Genomic DNA, 17,551 nt, shown 5'->3' with positions numbered 1-17,551 from the left:
GATGACGCATACGATGTCTCACCCAGAGAACGTGTCGAGTGTGTCGCCGCCCTTCTTGTCCTTCACGGATCAGGGCATTTATCTTGCGCATATCTCGCTTGGGCAGCATGCGGTCATTCAGGTGCTGTGGCGCTATCTGCGGCCCGTCGACCTGGACGCGCTGAGGCGGTTTCGTGACAATCTCGCGCATGGCCATCTGGCGCGCCTGATCCGGCCGGCGCTGCTTCCGTTCGGACGGCATCAGTGGGTCAGCGCGCCACCCCCGTCGCCTGCCCTGGCTGTTGCGGAGGCGCCGCTTGCCCCCGAGGCGATGCAGGTCTGGGCCGACGCGCAGGTCGAAATTCCATTGGACCCTGAGCGGGGGCCAGCATGGACCTTGACGGTCCAGACCTTCACCGATGGCTCCACCGTGGTCTCGCTCGTGGTGTCGCATTGCATCGCGGACGGACTGACGACGGCAATAGCCGTGAGCGAAGCAGTGCGGGGAGAGCGACGGCCCCCAGTCTACCCCGCATGGTCAGGCTGGTCAGCGCACCGCGCCGCAACGACACTGGGTGCCGAACTCCAACGCATTGTGCGGGACGCGCCAGCGACCCTCCGGGCGCTCGCCCAGGCGGTCCGTACAGCATACGCCTCGCGCGCCGCGTCCAACACACCCGCCGCATCGCCAACCGTGACAATCGCAGATGGCGGGGCAGTCGTGTTTCCGTCGACCTTCATACGCGTGCCCACGTCCGTCTGGGACGCCAGAGCAAAGAGCCTCGGTGCGAACCGCCTCACGCTCCTTGCCGCGGTAACCGCGGCGTTTGCCGAGGCGCTCGGTCGCGTCCGTGGCGATGATGTGACCTTGTTGATCCCCGTGAACCAACGACAGGGTCTGTCGCACACCGGCGGGAACGGCGTCGCGCTAGCCACATTGAAGCTGCGTGTCGACGAATCGCGCGGGCGCCTGCATACGTTGCAGCGGCGTCTGCGGGCGACGCTGCTGCGGACGAGGCGGGCGCCCAATCGCCTTTCCGCGCTGCTGCCCTTGGTGCCCTTTGTGCCTCGACGCGCATTTTCGGCTGCCGGCCATCTTGCGCTTGGCGCGCTCGCTGACCTGCCGGTCACCTGTTCGAACTTGGGCGACTTGCCGACGGACGTGCTCCAGATCGATGGCGGCGCGGCTGATCGAATCTGCTTTCGCGGCATCGACCGTCCGGTCCCGCGCCGCGCGATCGAGGCGCGTCGAGGCGTGGCCACTCTCTTCGCCGGCGTCACACCCGGATTTCTCGCTCTGAGCTTCGTTGCCTACCAGCCCGGCGTGGTGACGGATCCTCGGGATCTTCGTGCGCTCGTCGAACGGCTTCTGGCCGATTACGAACTTGCTGGTGAGTTTTTCGATGCCTGAGACCAGCACGCCCGGCGCTCCAGCATACGCGCGACACCGGCTCGCCTGGCTGGACCAACTGGCCTACGAATTGTTCAGGGTCACCGGCCGGAGCCAGTTGATGCAATGCCTCTGGCTCTATGACCGTGACGTGGACCTCGCCGCGCTCGTGCGAACATATGAACGACTCACCTCGCAGTCCTTCAATCGGCTCATCGAACCGTCTCGCTTGCCGTGGGGAAGGCCTCGTTGGGTGAAGCCCGCCTGGCCGCCCATTCCGCCTGAGCAGGGTTCGGATCTGCTGCCACGATCGCGGCTGCTGCACTGGGCTAACCAGCATGCGCGCGCGTCCGTAGACCCCGTCATCGGTCCGGCCGGACGAATGGCCATCCAACGGTTCGACGATGGCAGCACGGCCGTGAGCATCGTCGGATCGCATCTCGTGCTGGACGGAATGGGAGCCTTGCGCTTTATCGAGGCTGCCGTGAACGGCACGGGCGTCCCGAGCCCGTACTTGCTCAAAGGCGCGCGCGGACTGCTGTCCGGGTGCGTGTCAGACGCGTGGCAGATCCTGGCCGACGCTCCGCGCACGGTTGCCGCACTCGCTCGGGTCGCGCAGGCGAGCTGGTGCCGCCCTGCCGCCCCGATACAGAGGCCGGCCGTTACAGCCGTTGAAGCAAGTCACGACCCATTGGCGATTGTGGAGCTTCCGGCCGTCGTGGTGACCGTTGAATCGCGTGACTGGTTCGCGTGCGAGGAGCGGCTTGGTGGCAGCTTCAGTACCCTGCTGCCGGGCTTCGTAGCGTCCTTGGCATCGCATCTGGGCCGCTGCCGTTCCTCTGACGGCGCCGTCAGCCTGCTTCTCCCGATCAACAAAAGGCGGGGGCTGGACGACGAACGCGCGCTGGCGATCGAATTCCTGACGATGAACGTCGCGCCTGCAGGCCTGACCAGGACCCTGGAGCCCGTGAATGCGTCACGGAAGGCGCTGCGCCTCGCGAGGAAAAATCAGACCGATGTCCTGGCTTCGTTCCTGCCCGCCATCGCTTGGATGCCGCGCACTGCCGCAAAGACGCTCGTGAACCGGTTGTTCAATTATGCCGGTGACATGCCAGTAAGCTGTTCCGACGTCGGAATGCTGCCGGCCGCGCTCGGGCGCATCGACGGCGCGCCGTGCCGTCATGTGCTGACACGAGCTGTGGATGTCAACGTCACGCGCCGAGACCTGGAGCGCTCACACGGTCATCTCGTCGTGGTGGCCTCCCGCTATGACGAGACCGTCTCCCTCTGTATCGAGGCCTGCCGGTTGGGACCCGCACCAACCACGTCTGACGAACTTCGCATGGTGGTCTCGCGAACACTCGCCGACTTCGGACTCGACGCGATCATCGACGCCTGATTCCGGCGTGGCGCGGCGACTGGTCTTGCATGTGGATTCCCACACGATGAAAGTTACGCGTTCTCAGGATCGGGCCAATTGACTACGACTGATAGGCCGCGGGGGGCAACTGCGACTTTGGACCGCGAAACCACAGAAACCACAGATGTGGCAGACGACGGTATACGCGACCAGAGTTTTCATCGTTGCCAACCGGCTTCCGGTCGAGTTTCATGTCCATCGCGGCTGGCGATCTTCGCCTGGCGGGCTTGTCAGCGCGCTCGAACGCGTCCTACAAAACCTGGACGCGGTGTGACACGGGTGGCGTCATTAAGCTGTCGCGCTCGCGTACTTGCAAAGGTGATGCAGTGCGGTGGATTCGGGACGAGTGTGTCGGAACGCGCGGCGTTCAGCCTGCCCACATCGTCTGGAAGCACCGAACCTTGTTGGGCGGCGGTCGCATCGCGCAGCAAAGAAACCCGGGGCTTGAGGGGTGAGCCCTTCTTCTGTCAACAAACTGCGTAGACGCCGCGGCCGGGCGAACCACCTTGGCGCGGGCGCGGACGACATTCTGTGCTATATGGACCAAGGCTCATTCGCCGGATTGCGCGCGCTCGGACGCGGGCCAGCGCTGCATCTCACCTGGTTGTATCCGCACGCTATCGATGAAGCCGCCGTGAGAGAGTTCAGCGAGCGCCTCGCACGGGGGTTGCTGGGACGTCTCCTGCAGCGTTCACCATTGCCGTGGGGGCGGCACCGTTGGGTGGCTAATCCCGTGCCGGGCCCAGTGACGTGGTTTCACGACCCGATTCCCGACGAGTGTCTGCCCAAGCTGCGACGTGTGCTGCTCGACCTGCCTGTGGATCCCGAGCGCGGACCAGGCTGGCGTCTGGCGGTCCAGGCACTGGAGGGCGGTGGCTGCGCGCTGATGATGCTGGTGTCGCATACGATCGCTGACATGCAAGCCACCACTCAGGCCATCGCTGACGCGGTGGCTGGTCGCGATGGCGACCTGGGACTCCCGGCTCCATCTCGGCGTTGGTCTCCAGTGATGCTGGCGCGCGACAGCGTTGAGAGCTTGCGCGCCCTGCCTGACGTTTGGCACGCTCTGGTGGCTCTCGTGCGGCGGTCGCGCAAGGGGAGGGCGGGCTCGCCGCGTTCGAGCTCCCGCGCGCGAAGCAGCCGCGCCCACTCTGAGCCGGCAGCGGATGTGCCGCTCGTGCAGGTGGTCATGGACGCAGGCGCCTGCCAACAGCGTGCGTCGGTTCTGGGCGTGGCAAGTAACCCGCTGATCATGGCGTTCGCGGCACGGCTCGCTTTCCGGATGGGCCGCGTGGACGCCTCAGGGCACGTGAAGCTGGTATTGCCGGTCAGCGACCGCCATCCAGGTGACCGGCGCGGCAACGCGCTGCGATCGGTCACCGTGATGGCAGACCCCGATGCTTGCCGCAACCATCCGCGCGCTCTCCAGCGAGATCACAAGGCTGCGTTGGCCTCGCTGGTCCGGCATGGTGATGACCTGTCGCCATTGTTTCCGCTGATTCCGTATGTGCCCCCGTGGCTCGCGCGCCATCTGGAGCGGGGGGCGCTCGGAGCGGATCTGCCCGTTGGATGCAGCCTTGTCGGCGAGTTGCCGCCGGACATGAACCGTCCTTGCGGCGAGGCATTGCTTCTTCAAGCCTCCCTTCTGGAGCGCTATACGGCCTCGGAGCTTGAGCGGCTGGGTGGCGTGCTATTCATCGTGTACTACCGTGTCGGCGAGCGGCTGTTCTTGACTGTGTCCGGCTACGTGCCAGACCGCGTAACGACCCGCGCCGAGTTGGCGCCACTCGTACGCGACGCTCTCTCGGACATGGGCCTGTACGGCGCGGTCAGTTGATGATGGCCGATCAACAAAGGTTACAGCGCGACAATCAGGATGAGACCGCAGGGTTTCACCCCGCCGAACGCTCAAGCAACGCGCAACGCATCGACGATCTTCATGCGGGCGGCCCGTACGGCCGGCAGGAAACCGCCGAGGAAGCCCATCACGAGCGCGAAGACGAGCGACCGCAGCACGATCTCGGGCGTCAGCACAAACCGAAATGCGAGTTCGGAGAGCGAGGTCCAGTTCAGCGTCGTGATCCTCACCTGCGTCATGAGCGATGCGAACAAGAGCCCAACGACCCAGCCTACGATCGCGAGCAGCATTGCCTCAACGAGGAAAGCAACGAGGATCCGCGAGCGCCGGAACCCAAGTGCGCGCAGGACCCCTACCTCCATCATGCGGCTGGCCACGGCCGCGTACATGGTTATGGTCGCGCCAATGACTGCACCGAGCGAGAACATCACCGAGAGCGTGATCCCGAGAATCTGAATGAACCCGGAGAGCAGGCGCGACTGCTCCTCGTAAAAGGCGCGCTCGCGCTTGGCTTCGATGGTGAGACGGGGATCCGCTTCGAGACGCGCCTTGAGCGTATCAAAGCTGGATCGATCAGCGAGCCGCACCGTGACCGAAGAGAAAACATCTCGCCGAAGCGACTGCATGAGCTGCTCGCCATCGGCCCAAATCTCGGAATCGAACCCGCTGCCGCCAGCGTCGAACCGGCCTACGATCTTCCACTCTCGCTGAGCAAACCTGAGGCTCGATCCAACCTCGACGTCCTCGAAACGCCCCACGAGCGCTCGTCCGATCACGATCTCGTTCGATCCCGCACGAAACATTCGCCCCTCGGCAAGCCGCACCTGCGGACGCACGGCCAGGGCGGCTGGACCAACGCCGCGGATCAGAACGTTGCTTGCCTGCTTGGTCTTGCGCCTTGGCCGTGCGATCAGCACAGCCACTTCCTTCGATACGAGCGGCGCGCCTTCGGCCCCGCTGATGATTTCGGCCTGGCTTTCGATGATCCTGGCCTGCCGGCGGTCGATCAGGCTCTGGATCTCGACTTCCGCGGAGCGGCGTACGAAGATGACGTTCGTATCCTCGCCGGTCGTAACGAGCGTCTGCTTGAGTCCGGAGTCAAGCATGAGCACGGCAGCGTAGACGAACACCACGAGCGCCATCCCTGTCGCGGTGAGGAAATTGGTGAGTTTGCGCACTTGCAGGTTACGCAAGCTGTAGGCGAGCAGCAACGGCATGGTCAGCCCAACGCCCGAAGGCCGTTGACGATGCTGACACGGGCTGCCCGGCGCATCGGCAAGACCGCGGCGAGGACCCCGACCAGCAACGACGCGAGTGCTTGCAACATGACGGTGTTGACGCTCACGATCAGGGACGGGAATAGCGTTGCAGAGAGTTCGGCGAGGCGCGCGGCAATCGGGGGCGTGAGCCCGATGGCAATCGCGCCCCCGATCAATGCCATCATGACGGACTCCCCGAGGATCAATCGCGCTACGTAACCGGGGCTGAAGCCGATTGCCTTCAGCGTCGCATACTCGCGGAGACGCTCACGCGCCGTCATCGCCATGGTGTTTGCCATGACCGTCAGGATGATAATAATGACCATGAACGAGACAACGCGGATGGAAATGAGGATCGCCTCTGTCTGCTTCACGAAACCGATCTGGAAAGCGCGCTCAGTCTCGGTGAGCGTCTCGGCGAGCGAGTTTCGGAATACGTCGTCGATTGCCTGACTGACTTCCGCGACGCGATTGATGCCGTCGACGTCCACGGCGAAGATGCCAACCTGATCGGCTTGTGCCTTGGAGCGCACGCGCAGCGTTTCGTTCAGGTAATCCCAGTGGAAGAATAGCTGCGAGGTGTCGGTTTTGGGCTCTCGACCGTCAAAGACGCCGCGGATCACGAACTCCCAGTTGCCGGGGAAAATCGTCCCGCGCAGCTGAATCACATCGCCTGGTTTGAAGCCGTAGCGTTTGGCGAGCTTGCGTCCGACGATCGCGCCGCGGCGGTCGTGCAGGAAAGCGCGCCGCGCCTCGTCCGAAACCAGGATCTCGGGAAACATATCGAGATAGCTCGGGGCATCTATCGCAAACTGCGGAAAGAAGTTCTTCGGATCCTTGTAGATGCCGCCGAACCAGCTTATGCAAGTGACGCGCCGCACACCTTCGACGGCGCTGATGCGCTTCCGATAAGCCTGTGGCAGCGGCAGCGTGAAAGAGATGGCATTGCGGGTCAGCAGTCGCGCAGGAGCGGCGCCATCCACCCCCGCGTACCACGTTTTGACGACGGTCTGGAGCACACCAAAGGCGAGGATCGCAACGATGAGCCCGACGAGCGTGAGGGACGTGCGCAGCCGGTGGCGCAAGACGTTACGCACCACGAGCGTGAGCCATTGGCTCATGATCGGCACTCACGCAAGGCGCTGCTCCACCAGATAGGAAAGATCGCCCTTTTCCAGGTCCATGATGCGCTTCGCGCGTGCCGCCGCGCGCCGATCATGCGTCACCATCACGATCGTCTTGCCCATATCGCGGTTCAACCGCTGCATGATCTCGAGCACCTCCTCGGCGGATTGCCGGTCGAGGTCGCCGGTCGGTTCGTCGGCCACCAGCATTGTCGGGTCGGTGACGATCGCCCGCGCGATCGCCACGCGCTGCTGTTGTCCGCCTGAGAGCTCCGAGGGCAGATGTTTGACGCGATCGCTAAGGCCGACGAGACTGAGGGCGAGTTGCGCGCGGTCTCGGCGCTCGCGCCGCCCCAAGCTCGTGAGAGTGAGAGGCAACTCGACATTCTCGAGCGCCGTGAGCACAGGCATCAGGTTGTAGAACTGGAATATGAAGCCCACGTTCGCCGCACGCCAGTCAGCGAGATCGGCTTCCTCGAGAAGCGTGATGTCCTCGCCCCCCACCTTGATCGAGCCGTGATCCGGACTGTCGATGCCAGCGATGAGGTTGAGCAGTGTCGACTTGCCCGAGCCCGACGGACCCATCAGGGCGAGGAACTCCTTGCGGCGGATGTCGAATGTGAGCTTGGAAAGGACCGGGACGATCTGCGCGCCGCGTCGGTAGCTCTTGCTTACGTCGGTCAGTGCGATAAGCACATCTTCCCCGGCCGGCGCGTCGGCGACGCGAAGCACGGTCACTTCGTGGCCTGCTTGACTGCGCGCCCGTCCCCAAGATCTTCCGACGGTCGGATCACCACTCGCGTCCCGGCACCGAGGTCACGTACCTCAATCTGGTCACCCACTTTGGCGCCGAGATCCACGCTCCGCAGACGAGCTTTCCCATTTTCGATGACGTAGACGTGCTGTCGTCGATCCACCTCGAGAACGGCCGCCGCCGGCACTGCAAGAACGGGCTTGCGTTCTGATTCGGCTACTTCACGCTCGAGGAAAGCCACCTTGGCGCTCATATCCGGGAGCATCCGCGAGTCACGCTGCGCGAACCGGATTTTCACGAGGGTAGACGCCTTGGCGCGATCCACGGTCGGTACCATCCGGTTAACCACGCCCTCGAAGCGTTCGCCGGGAATCGCGTCCAGCTGGATCTCCACCGGTTGCCCCACGTGGATGCTCAGGTACGACGATTCCGCCACGTCGGCTTCCACCTCGAGCGAGTCCATGTCGGCGATGGTGACGACCGCGCCCTTGGTGTCGACCGCCTGCGAGAACGGTGTGATCGTGTCGCCTACGTTGGCGTGCCGCGTGAGGACAACGCCGTCGAAGGGCGCTCGGATAAGGGTCTGGCTGATGGCAACTTCGGACACGCGGAGATTGGCCTGCGCGGCCGCGATGGCGGCCCCGTACCCGGCAAACGCTGCTCGCGCCTTGGCGAGGCGTGCCTCAGCGGTTTCGCGCGTCGACTCGCTTATGATGTTCTTCTCGCCGAGGGCCTCTGAGCGCCTGAACGCGATTTCTGCTTGCGTCAGCTCCGCCCGCCCTTGGGCGAGGTTGGCTTCCGCAACCTGCACGTTGGCGGCTGCCTGGTCGCGCATCGCGTGCGTGTCGCTGCTCTCGATACGGGCGATCACATCACCCTCGCGCACCTTGCTGCCTTCGAGAACGCCCAGCCATTCGAGACGGCCTGTCGCCTTCGAGGCGACGGAGGCCTTGCGTTGCGCAACGACATACCCGGTCGCGTTGAGCAGTGTCAGCGCTTGCGACGGATAGACGGAGTAGACGAGCGCCGTTTCGACGACGATTTGGCTATGCCGGCGCCACACCCACGTTGCGACGCCAACGCCGACGAGAACGGCGACCAGAAGGACCCGCACCACGATGCGGCGCAGTCGTTTGTGACGCCGCGAGCCGGCGCTACGGTCGATTGCGAGTGCGGATAGATCGGAGGCGGCTGGTGCGCCATCGCTCAGGGCTTGGGGCAGAGTCATCGCTTCATCATGAATTTCCGAGCAACGCAGCGCAAAACTTGAAGAAAATATCTCGTTGTGGAAGCCGTAAGCCATGCGGTTGACGACTGTCAATTAGCATTAAAGGCGCCTCTTGACATCCAGGATTGGTACTCTCCAATCTTATCTAAACTCTGAATAAAGCCGACGGCAACAGCGGAGCGGTTGCCGTAGCTCGAGACCGGGAAAGCCGGAGCGGGACCATAAAGTTTACCGTCGCCTGCGGCTGCACGCGAATTTCAGCCCTGTGGTCCCAAGGTCGATGTGGCCGTAAATCCGTCGCGTCGTGCGCCGAGCCGGCTGGTTCATTCTTCGGTAATTTTTAAGGTCCGAACTCCCAACAGCAGCTGGAGGCCGAGGAGGTCGCTTCGAACTGATGAAGTAGCCGCCGAGCAGTACCGCTCGGCACTGCCGTGTGAGTGGCGTTGAAGCCCGCCAGCACGTGCCGACGGCTTGCCTTTGCGGCGGACGGCTCCTGCTTTGCCTGACGCGTTGCGCCCGGCAAGACAGGAGAGCCGACTACGCGGGCCTGCCCTTTGGCGCCCCTAGCAGCAGGCCCTTCAGCCCGGTCGGAAACAGGCTCGGAGCGCCTGCTACATCGAGATCGGCGAGGTCGAACCAGCGGGCGACGATGTGGGCGCCATTGTCCTCCCTGAAGTCGATGCGGTCCTGACCGCGGAACGCGGCATCGGGAAACTCGACCTCGGAGATGAACATCACCTCATGCCCGGTTGCTCCCTCGTGCACGAAGATGTTCTCCAGCATCATGGCCTCGCCCTTGAGCGAGATTTCGATGCCGAGCTCTTCGTTGAATTCGCGCAGCAAAGCGGCCCGCCAGCTTTCGCCGAACTCGACCTCACCGCCAAGCGGCCGCACGCCCTTGATCCGGCCGGCGTCGTCGCGCACCTCGGCCGCCAGCAGCCGACCGTCCCGCCAGTGCAGGCCGATCGCGACGACGCGGATGTGAGCGTGAGGGCGCCAAGTGGTCATGGGGCACCGTTAGTCCGCTTCTCGTCTCAGCGCAACGAGCGGTCTTGCTTTCCCTGCGTCATTGCGAGCGTAGCAAAGCAATCCAGGCTCGTTCGCCGGTGCGCGCGCGGATTGCTTCGTCGCAAGAGCTCCTCGCAATGACGAGGGGTGACGAACTGCCCGCAGCATATTCCCTACGTCATCCTGGCTTTCGACAGGACGGCGTCGGTGTTGGGCGGGCGGCAGCGTGATCACGCCACCAAATATTTGCCCACCGCCGCCTCGTCCCATTCGATCCCGTTGCCGGGCTCCTCGCCTGGCAGCGCAAAACCATCCTTGATCCGTAGCCGCGTCGCCAGCACCGCGTCGGCCCAGTCGACATATTCCAGCCAATGCGCGGTCGGCGTCACGCAGAGAAGATGCGCGCTCACTTCCGAGAACAGATGCGTCGACATCTCGATGCCGGCGGCGTGCGCAAGCGACGCAGCGCGCAGCCAGCCGGTGACGCCGCCGATGCGCTGCACGTCGGGCATCACATAGTCGCAGGCTTCCGCCGAGAGCGCCGCTTGCATCGCGAAGGCGCTGTCGAAATTCTCGCCGATCTGGACCGGTGTGCGTAGCGCGTCCGCGATGCGGGCGCAGCCGGCATAGTCATCGTGGCGGATCGGCTCCTCGATCCAGGTGAGGCCTTCGTCGTCGAGCATCTCGCCGCGGCGGATGGCCTCGGTGACCGTCAGCGCCTGATTGTAGTCGCACATCAGAGTGACCTGATCGCCGACGGCCTTGCGCACCGCGCGCACGACGGCGAGATCCTCCCGCGCGTCGGGCCGCCCGACGCGGATCTTTGCCGCCTGAAAACCCTCGGCCAGCAGCTTGTGGGCTTCGTCCACCGCGGCGCCGGCCGGCATGATGCCGAGCCCCTTCGAATTGTAGGCCTTGACCGGTTTCGGCGCGCCGCCGAGCAGGCGCGCCAGCGGCAGGCCCTTGCTGCGGGCGAGCGCATCCCATGCCGCCATGTCGATACCGGATTGCGCCAGCCGTTGCAGGCCTGCGAGGCCGAGCAGCGTGAATCGCTGGGCCAGCTTGCGCTCGATCTCGAATGGCAGCAGCTCGTCGCCAGCCAGCAGCTCCGACATTTCCGTGATCATCGCCGCCAGCGGCCTCAGGGCAGAGGGCGTGATCGAGAACAGATAGGCGTGGCCCACCACGCCCTGGTCGGTCTCGCAGTCGATCAGCACCAGCGGGGCCTTGGCGATCGCGCCGGTCGAGGTCTGCAGCGGCAGGTTCATCGGCACGATCACGGGCCGCGCATGGAAGCGTTTGATGCGGATGGTCTCGGTCATGGGGCTTCTCCCGGCGGAGCGGATGCAGGTCGGTGCCGAACTTGAGCATCCGTGATCAAACGAAAGGGCACCGAGCCGGACTACCATAAAATGGGCTTGCGCCGGCTGGCAAATATGGGCTCTGTGCCGCCGCATTCCTTGCCGCGGATTCGGACGGTCCTTGCCGACAAAATCGCGCACCACGGAGCCACAATGTGAAACAAGAGATCTCCGAAGAACAGCGCAAGAGCGGTATCCTGACCGGTGCCGTGATCGTCTTCCTCCTGCTTGCCCTGCCGCTCGCGGTGTGGCTGGACCTGACCGAGCTCAGCAAGACGGGCCTGCGCCGGCAGGCAATCGATCTCAATTCGGTGATCACGAGCGTGCGCGGCTATTACGCGACCAACGTGGTCGGACGCATCCTCGCCAACCGCGACGGCAGCACCAAGGTCGTTCACAACTACGAATCCGTCCCCGGCGCCATCCCGATTCCGGCGACGCTGTCGCTGGAGCTCGGCCGGGTGATCGGCGCGCAGCAGGAGAACATCACCTACCGCTTCGTTTCCGACTTCCCGTTCCAGAACCGCGCGCCGCACCACCTCGACAAGTTCGAGAAGGATGCGATCGACGCGCTGCGCCGGGATCCCGAGCAGAGGATCGTGGAGACCGAGACCTCGCTGTTCAACGACAAGGTCCGCCTCGTTGCCCCCGTCACCATGGGCCCGGCCTGCGTCAGCTGTCACAACAGCCACCCCGAAAGCCCGAAGAAGGACTGGAAGGTCGGCGATGTCCGCGGCATCCAGGAGGTGATCATCGCCCAGCCGATCGCCGCCAACATCTTCTCGTTCAAGTTCCTGCTGGCCTATTTCGTGATCGCCGCCGGCAGCGGCCTGGCGTTCCTGTCGCTGCAGCGCCGCCAGGCGCGCCGCATCAAGGGCATGAACAAGGAGCTCGAATCCGCCAACGACTTCCTCGCCTCGCTATCGATGAAGATCTCGCGCTACATCCCGCCGCAGGTCTACAAGTCCATTTTCAGCGGCCAGAAGGACGTCACCATCCATACCGAACGCAAGAAGCTCACCATCTTCTTCTCGGACATCCAGAACTTCACCGCGACGGCGGAGCGGCTCCAGCCGGAGCAACTGACGCAGCTGCTCAACGAATATTTCACCGAGATGTCGGCGATCGCCCACGAATATGGCGGCACCATCGACAAGTTCATCGGCGATGCCATGCTGATCTTCTTCGGCGACCCCGAGACCAGGGGCGACCGGGCCGATGCGCAGGCCTGCCTCCAGATGGCCTGGCGCATGCAGCAGCGCCTTGCCGAGCTCAATGCAAAATGGCGCGCCTCCGGCGTCGAGCAGCCGTTCCGCTCGCGCATGGGCATCAATTCCGGCTATTGCAACGTCGGAAATTTCGGCAGCGCCGACCGCATGGACTACACCATCATCGGTGCAGAAGCGAACCTCGCCGCGCGCCTGCAATCGATCGCCGAGCCCGGCGGCATCGTGCTGAGCTACGAGACCTTTGCCCTCGTCAGCGACATCGTCCGCGCCCATGCGCTGCCGGCCATCACGATGAAGGGCATCAGCCGCGAGGTCATTCCCTATTCGGTCGACGCGCTGACCGACGCGGCGGCGGAAAGCAGCGGCATCATCACCGAGCGCGCGCCGGGGCTCGAGCTCTATCTCGATCCCGCGGTGGTGAAGTCGGGCGATCCAGCGCGGGTGCGGTCGCTGCTGGAGAACGCGCTGGCCTCGCTCAAGCCGGCGTGATGGCGCCCAGGAGGGGTTTGATGAGTCCAGCCGTTGGCGCGAAGAAGGTGCGCTCCCCCTCCCTCAAGCAAGCGGGGAAGGTCGTGACCCCGGCTCCGTCTGTTTGCCCGCCAAGGCCAGACCGCTACGGCAACCCCCGTGCCTCGAGCTGCTTCACCAGCAGCAGTGTCGGCTCGGCGAGGCTGTCGCCGGATCCGTCGAGGCCGAAGGCGCTGGCGATGCCGTCGCGGCTGCGCAGCAGCGCGCTGCGCGGGCAGTGGCCGGCGCCGCAGAGCGTCTTCTTCAGCGTCTCGCCCTGCGCCATGATTGCAGCAGGATCGTCCGCCGCCCACGCCAGCACGATCGGCACGTCGACGTTCAGGATGCCGGGGAAGACCGATCGCGCGTTATACTGGTTGGCATCCGGGCCGAGATAGGCCTTCTCGCTGTCGCTCGCGTCCTTGCCCGCGCGGTAGATGCCGGACACCAGCACGACCGCGGCAACATCGGCGCGGTCGGCCTGAAACTCGGGATGCGCCAGCAGGGTCGCGACGTGGAAGGCGCCAGCGCCATAGCCGACCGCGACAATCTCGCGGGCATCGCCGTTGAACAGGTCGATATTGCCGTGGACCCAGGACAGCGCCGCCGCCACGTCGGTGGCCCCCATCGGCCAGGTCGCCGCGGGCGCCAGGCGGTAGCTGACGCGCACGCCGATCATGTCGTTGCGCGCGGCAAAGCACATCGCCTGGTCCTGGATCTGCCGGGCCAGCTCCGGCGCCGCGTGGTCGCCGGTGAAGCTGTCGCCGGTCACGAACAGCAGCACCGGCCGCGGCGTATCGGCCTTGGCTGCGCTGGTCGCGACGTCGAGCACATTGGCTTCGCTCTCGCCATAGCGCAGGCCGCGCGAGAAGGTGACCTGCTCGCACAGCCGCGCCGTGCCTCCGGCGGTCGTGTCGGCATCGGTGAGACCCACGCGCACGAGATCGGACGGCGCGGAGAGCCGGGCCGGCAAAGGTCCGTGTGCGGAGGCCGTGCTCATGGTCAGAAGCAAGAAAAACGTCAGAAAATTCTTCATGGTGATGCCGGCCGCCTTGCGGGGCTCATAGTGGCTCGCTGATGTGACCTGTCTTTTCAATTCGCCTCATTAGTAGTCAGCTTGCCTTGAGGCGAATTCGCGGCACTGTTAGCCGGCGCCGAACATACGTCCTCCCTTCGCACGCGCATCATTTGGAACGCAAGGTCGCAAGGCCCCGGGACGATTGCGGGGCGCGGCCAGTTTGTCTCGATCCGTCAAGCCCTTGTCCGGCGCCGGCCAGTCTCGCGCCGGAAGAGGCATTCTACTGTGCATGGGGTTGTTTTCGCAGTTTTTGTTTTGGACGACCCGTCAGGCCCGCTTCATCGTCCGGAAGGTGATGGAGTAGCGCCGCGCCCCGACCGGCGGAATGCTGTGCTCCCATTGCGACCGTGCCTCGCCGTCCATCATGTAGAGCGAGCGAGGCAGGGCTTCGAGCGTGTGGCGCTCCCACCGGTCGCCGCTGCGGCGACGGAAGCGGAACTTGCAGGGCGCGCCGAGCGATAGTCCGAGCACCTTGTCGAAATGCGGCTTGTCGCGGTGCCAGCCGATGCCGACGCCGACCTCGTATTCGGTGCACAGAACCTGCCGGACGCTGCCCTCCGGCAGCCCCGCCCATGCCTCGACGTGACGCGCGATCGGCGCCACCCAGTCCGGGATCGGCTCCGCTTCGACCAGGCGCTGCAGCGAATAGTCGTAGCGGTAGCCGAACGACGCCACGCGGCGGTTGCCCTCGAAGGCGCCGAACTGAAAGCGCTGGAGCGGCAATGCTGCGATGCGGTCGATCAAGTCCTGCTCGACTGCGGCACCGATAAAATCGTCCGTATGGCGAAGCCCGGCCGGCTCCGCCTGCGGCTCTGCGAACAAGCCTAGCTGCATCATTCCTCGCACGTCCGTGATGGAACCTAATGGCGGCTGATGCGACTTACATATGACGCGGGGAGTCATGTGCGAGGCTGTCATGGCAGAGAAGCATGCCACCGATCCGGTAGATATCATGCGGGCGACCGGTCACCCTGAGCTGGAATATGCCGCGGGTTGGACCATCGCCGGTATCGTTACCATCGGCACCATCGTCGCCGCCTGGGTGTTCGCCATCTAGGCTGCGGGAAACTGGAGCTCGAAGGCCGCGCCTTCGTCGGTCGGCTTCAGCGTGATCGAGCCGCCATGGCTCGCCATGACCGCACGGGCGATCGCCAGCCCCATTCCGGTACCGCCCTGGTCGCGGCGGGTGGTGAAGAAGGCATCGAAGATCCTGTCGCGATTGGGCGCCGAGATCGGCTCGCCGTCGTTGCTGACCGTCAGCAGCAGGGTCGTCCGCTCGTCGACCGCCTCCAGCCTGATGCTCCGCGACTTGTGCCGCACCGCGTTGTCGACGAGATGCGACAGCACGATCAGCGCCTTCTCGCCGGACATGCCGACCGCCCGGTCGAGACTGCCGCTGGCGTCGATCGAGCTTGCCGGAAACCTGTTTCTGAGGTCGGCGATCACGGGCGCGAGCTCCGTGCGCTCGTTCTGCGGCAGGCTTTCGGCGCGGGCGAGCTCGCGCAGCCGCTGCGCCATCGCCTCCAGCCGCTGGGTGTCGGACAGGATGTTGGCGATGAATGTCTTCTGCTCGGCGGGCGTCAGGCTGCCGGATTTGCCTTGAACCGAATCCTGCAGCAGCTCGGCCGCGCCCTTGATCGAGGTCAGCGGCGATTTCAGCTCGTGGGTAAGGTGCGCCGAGAACGTCGCGATGTAGTCCGAGCGGCGCGCCAGTTGCTCGGCCATGCCGAGGAAGCTGTGCGAGAGCTGGGCGAACTCGCGCGTGCCGTAGTGCCGGAGCGGCCGGAACGCCTCGCGGTCGCCGCGGCCGATTCGCGCGGCGCGATCGATCAGCTCGCGCATCGGCAGCGTGATGGTGCGCGAGAACACGAGCCCGATCGCGATCGTGCCGAGGATCACGGCAAGCCCGGCCAGCACGAACTTGCCCCGCTCCTGGTAGAGGAGGTCGAAAATATTGCTCGGCGTGCGCGTGGTGTAGATCACCCCCGCGACGCGATTGTCGACGATGACCGGCATCGCTGAGAACACATGCACGCCGAGGCCGCGGCTGAAGGAATAGATTGGCGGCGGAGGCTTGTCCGGCACGCGGTTGCGCAAGGTGGCGCGGTATTGACCGTGCAGCGCGTCCGCGACCTCCTCGATATGCGCAAGCGATTGCCCAACCTCCTGCCGGCCGGCGATCACCACGCCCTGCGGATCGAGGATGCGGAAGCCCGCCAGCGTGACCTTCTGGGTCTCGCGGATGATCGGCGTCAGTCGTGCGCCGATCTCGATGTAGGCGGGCTGCGCCGGCCGGAGTGCAGCCTGGGCATCCGGCCGCCGCCGCAGCAAGTCGTTCGCGGTGAGGTCGAGCGCGGGACGGATCGGCGTGACCTGGTCGCCGGGATCGGGCAGCACGCCCGGCGGCACCTCGGCGCCCAGCGTGAGGCCGCCGTCGAGCCGCGCCGTGACCTCCTGCGCATAGATCGTCGCCAGCACGCGGCTCTGCGCGATCAGCTCGGCCTGGGTCTGGCGGATCAGCTGATTGTCGTAGAGGCGGAAGAAGAACAGGCCGACCAGCGGCAGCACGCCAACGGTGGTCAGCACCGTGAAGATGACCAGCCCCAGCGACGGCCGCCATTTGTCGGGTGCCGTGCTCATGCCTCTTTCTCGCAGCGGCCGAGCTTGAAGCCGACGCCGTGGATGGTCTCGACGACGTTCCCGCAGTTCAGCGCCGCCAGCTTGGCGCGGATGTTGCGGATATGGCTGTCGATGGTGCGGTCGGAGACCTGGATGTTGAGCTGATAGGCCGCCCGCATCAGCTGCTCACGGTTGAACACCGAGGTGGGGCGGGTCAGGAACGCGCGCAGGATGCCGAACTCGATCGCCGTCAGTTTCAGCGGCGTGCCGGCGAAGGATGCCACATGCTGCTCGGGATCGATCAGGAGACGGCCTTGCGTCAGCGTGGCCGGGCCGCCGGCCTTGATCTCGCCGTTGCGGGGGCCCAGCCGGCGCAGGATGACGTTGACCCGCGCCACCAGCTCGCGCGGGCTGAACGGCTTGGTCACGTAATCGTCGCCGCCGATCTCGAGCCCGAGAATGCGGTCGATCTCCTCGTCGCGCGCCGAGAGGAACAGGATCGGCACGTCGGAGGACTTGCGCACCTCGCGGCAGACCTCGAGGCCGTCGAATTCGGGCATGCCGATGTCGAGCACGATCAGATCGGGCCTGTCGGCGGCAAAGCGGGCGAGCGCCTCCTTGCCGTCGCGCGCCTCGATCACGTCCATACCGGCCTTCTTCAGGGCAACACGGATGACCTCGCGGATATGACCCTCGTCGTCGACGATGAGAATGCGATGCGCCAAGAAATTCTCCGC

15 protein-coding genes are annotated in these 17,551 nt (G+C 65.0%); 5 read left to right on the top strand and 10 right to left on the bottom strand.

Going from position 1 to position 17,551, the window contains the following annotated elements; translation table 11 throughout:
• The first annotated feature begins 1 nt into the window (after position 1).
• The 3 genes from ACYCVF_RS22055 (at position 2) to ACYCVF_RS22045 (ending at position 4,626) form a co-directional block, all read left to right on the top strand.
• Entirely contained in the window at positions 2-1,390 is a 1,389-nt protein-coding gene (locus ACYCVF_RS22055; protein ID WP_459600223.1) for a hypothetical protein, read from the top strand.
• On the top strand, positions 1,383-2,768 hold the full coding sequence (locus ACYCVF_RS22050; protein ID WP_459600221.1) for a hypothetical protein: 1,386 nt from the start codon (positions 1,383-1,385) through the stop codon (positions 2,766-2,768). Before ACYCVF_RS22055 ends, ACYCVF_RS22050 begins: the two co-directional genes overlap by 8 nt.
• Before the next feature lie 766 nt (positions 2,769-3,534).
• Positions 3,535-4,626: a hypothetical protein gene (locus ACYCVF_RS22045; RefSeq protein ID WP_459600219.1), complete on the top strand. Its 1,092-nt coding sequence runs from the start codon at positions 3,535-3,537 to the stop codon at positions 4,624-4,626.
• Positions 4,627-4,697: 71 nt separating this feature from the next.
• Here the strand turns inward: ACYCVF_RS22045 and ACYCVF_RS22040 are convergent, their stop codons facing one another.
• The 6 genes from ACYCVF_RS22040 to ACYCVF_RS22015 all read right to left on the bottom strand — a co-directional run bounded on the left by ACYCVF_RS22040 (position 4,698) and on the right by ACYCVF_RS22015 (position 11,342).
• Positions 4,698-5,864 (bottom strand): ABC transporter permease, encoded by a 1,167-nt coding sequence (locus ACYCVF_RS22040; RefSeq protein ID WP_459600217.1) that lies wholly within the window; start codon positions 5,862-5,864, stop codon positions 4,698-4,700.
• A 2-nt stretch (positions 5,865-5,866) separates the two neighbouring features.
• Positions 5,867-7,027, bottom strand: coding sequence for an ABC transporter permease (locus ACYCVF_RS22035; RefSeq protein WP_459606615.1), 1,161 nt, complete (start codon positions 7,025-7,027; stop codon positions 5,867-5,869).
• A gap of 9 nt (positions 7,028-7,036) precedes the next feature.
• Positions 7,037-7,762: an ABC transporter ATP-binding protein gene (locus tag ACYCVF_RS22030; protein WP_459600213.1), complete on the bottom strand. Its 726-nt coding sequence runs from the start codon at positions 7,760-7,762 to the stop codon at positions 7,037-7,039.
• Between the two features lie 2 nt (positions 7,763-7,764).
• Positions 7,765-9,105 carry an efflux RND transporter periplasmic adaptor subunit gene (locus ACYCVF_RS22025; RefSeq protein ID WP_459600211.1) on the bottom strand — a complete coding sequence of 447 codons (1,341 nt, stop codon included), beginning with the start codon at positions 9,103-9,105 and terminating at the stop codon, positions 7,765-7,767.
• A 444-nt stretch (positions 9,106-9,549) separates the two neighbouring features.
• On the bottom strand, positions 9,550-10,020 hold the full coding sequence (locus ACYCVF_RS22020; protein WP_459600209.1) for an NUDIX hydrolase: 471 nt from the start codon (positions 10,018-10,020) through the stop codon (positions 9,550-9,552).
• A 230-nt stretch (positions 10,021-10,250) separates the two neighbouring features.
• A complete protein-coding gene (locus ACYCVF_RS22015; RefSeq protein WP_459600207.1) occupies positions 10,251-11,342 on the bottom strand; it encodes an enolase C-terminal domain-like protein in 1,092 nt (363 codons plus the stop codon).
• 194 nt (positions 11,343-11,536) lie between these two features.
• Here ACYCVF_RS22015 and ACYCVF_RS22010 point away from each other — a divergent pair, with 194 nt between their 5' ends.
• On the top strand, positions 11,537-13,099 hold the full coding sequence (locus ACYCVF_RS22010; RefSeq protein WP_459606614.1) for an adenylate/guanylate cyclase domain-containing protein: 1,563 nt from the start codon (positions 11,537-11,539) through the stop codon (positions 13,097-13,099).
• Between the two features lie 124 nt (positions 13,100-13,223).
• Here ACYCVF_RS22010 and ACYCVF_RS22005 read toward each other — a convergent pair whose 3' ends face one another.
• Both ACYCVF_RS22005 and ACYCVF_RS22000 read right to left on the bottom strand, forming a co-directional pair.
• Positions 13,224-14,153, bottom strand: a complete 930-nt coding sequence (locus tag ACYCVF_RS22005) for an alpha/beta hydrolase (RefSeq protein WP_459600863.1) — start codon at positions 14,151-14,153, stop codon at positions 13,224-13,226.
• 309 nt (positions 14,154-14,462) lie between these two features.
• Positions 14,463-15,032, bottom strand: coding sequence for an alpha-ketoglutarate-dependent dioxygenase AlkB (locus tag ACYCVF_RS22000; RefSeq protein ID WP_459600203.1), 570 nt, complete (start codon positions 15,030-15,032; stop codon positions 14,463-14,465).
• A gap of 79 nt (positions 15,033-15,111) precedes the next feature.
• Here ACYCVF_RS22000 and ACYCVF_RS21995 point away from each other — a divergent pair, with 79 nt between their 5' ends.
• Positions 15,112-15,252 (top strand): hypothetical protein, encoded by a 141-nt coding sequence (locus ACYCVF_RS21995; RefSeq protein ID WP_459600201.1) that lies wholly within the window; start codon positions 15,112-15,114, stop codon positions 15,250-15,252.
• On the opposite strand, the gene ACYCVF_RS21990 is transcribed toward ACYCVF_RS21995, so the two are convergent.
• Positions 15,249-16,835 (bottom strand): ATP-binding protein, encoded by a 1,587-nt coding sequence (locus tag ACYCVF_RS21990; RefSeq protein WP_459600199.1) that lies wholly within the window; start codon positions 16,833-16,835, stop codon positions 15,249-15,251. The two genes, ACYCVF_RS21995 and ACYCVF_RS21990, sit on opposite strands and share 4 nt — an antisense overlap.
• Positions 16,832-17,539 (bottom strand): response regulator transcription factor, encoded by a 708-nt coding sequence (locus ACYCVF_RS21985; protein ID WP_459600197.1) that lies wholly within the window; start codon positions 17,537-17,539, stop codon positions 16,832-16,834. The genes ACYCVF_RS21990 and ACYCVF_RS21985 overlap by 4 nt, the downstream gene beginning before the upstream one ends.
• Between the last annotated feature and the right edge of the window lie 12 nt (positions 17,540-17,551).

The organism is Bradyrhizobium cedriense, assembly GCF_054602315.1.
The sequence above is the reverse complement of the archived record's forward strand: the minus strand, read 5'-3'. Positions and strand labels throughout refer to the sequence as shown.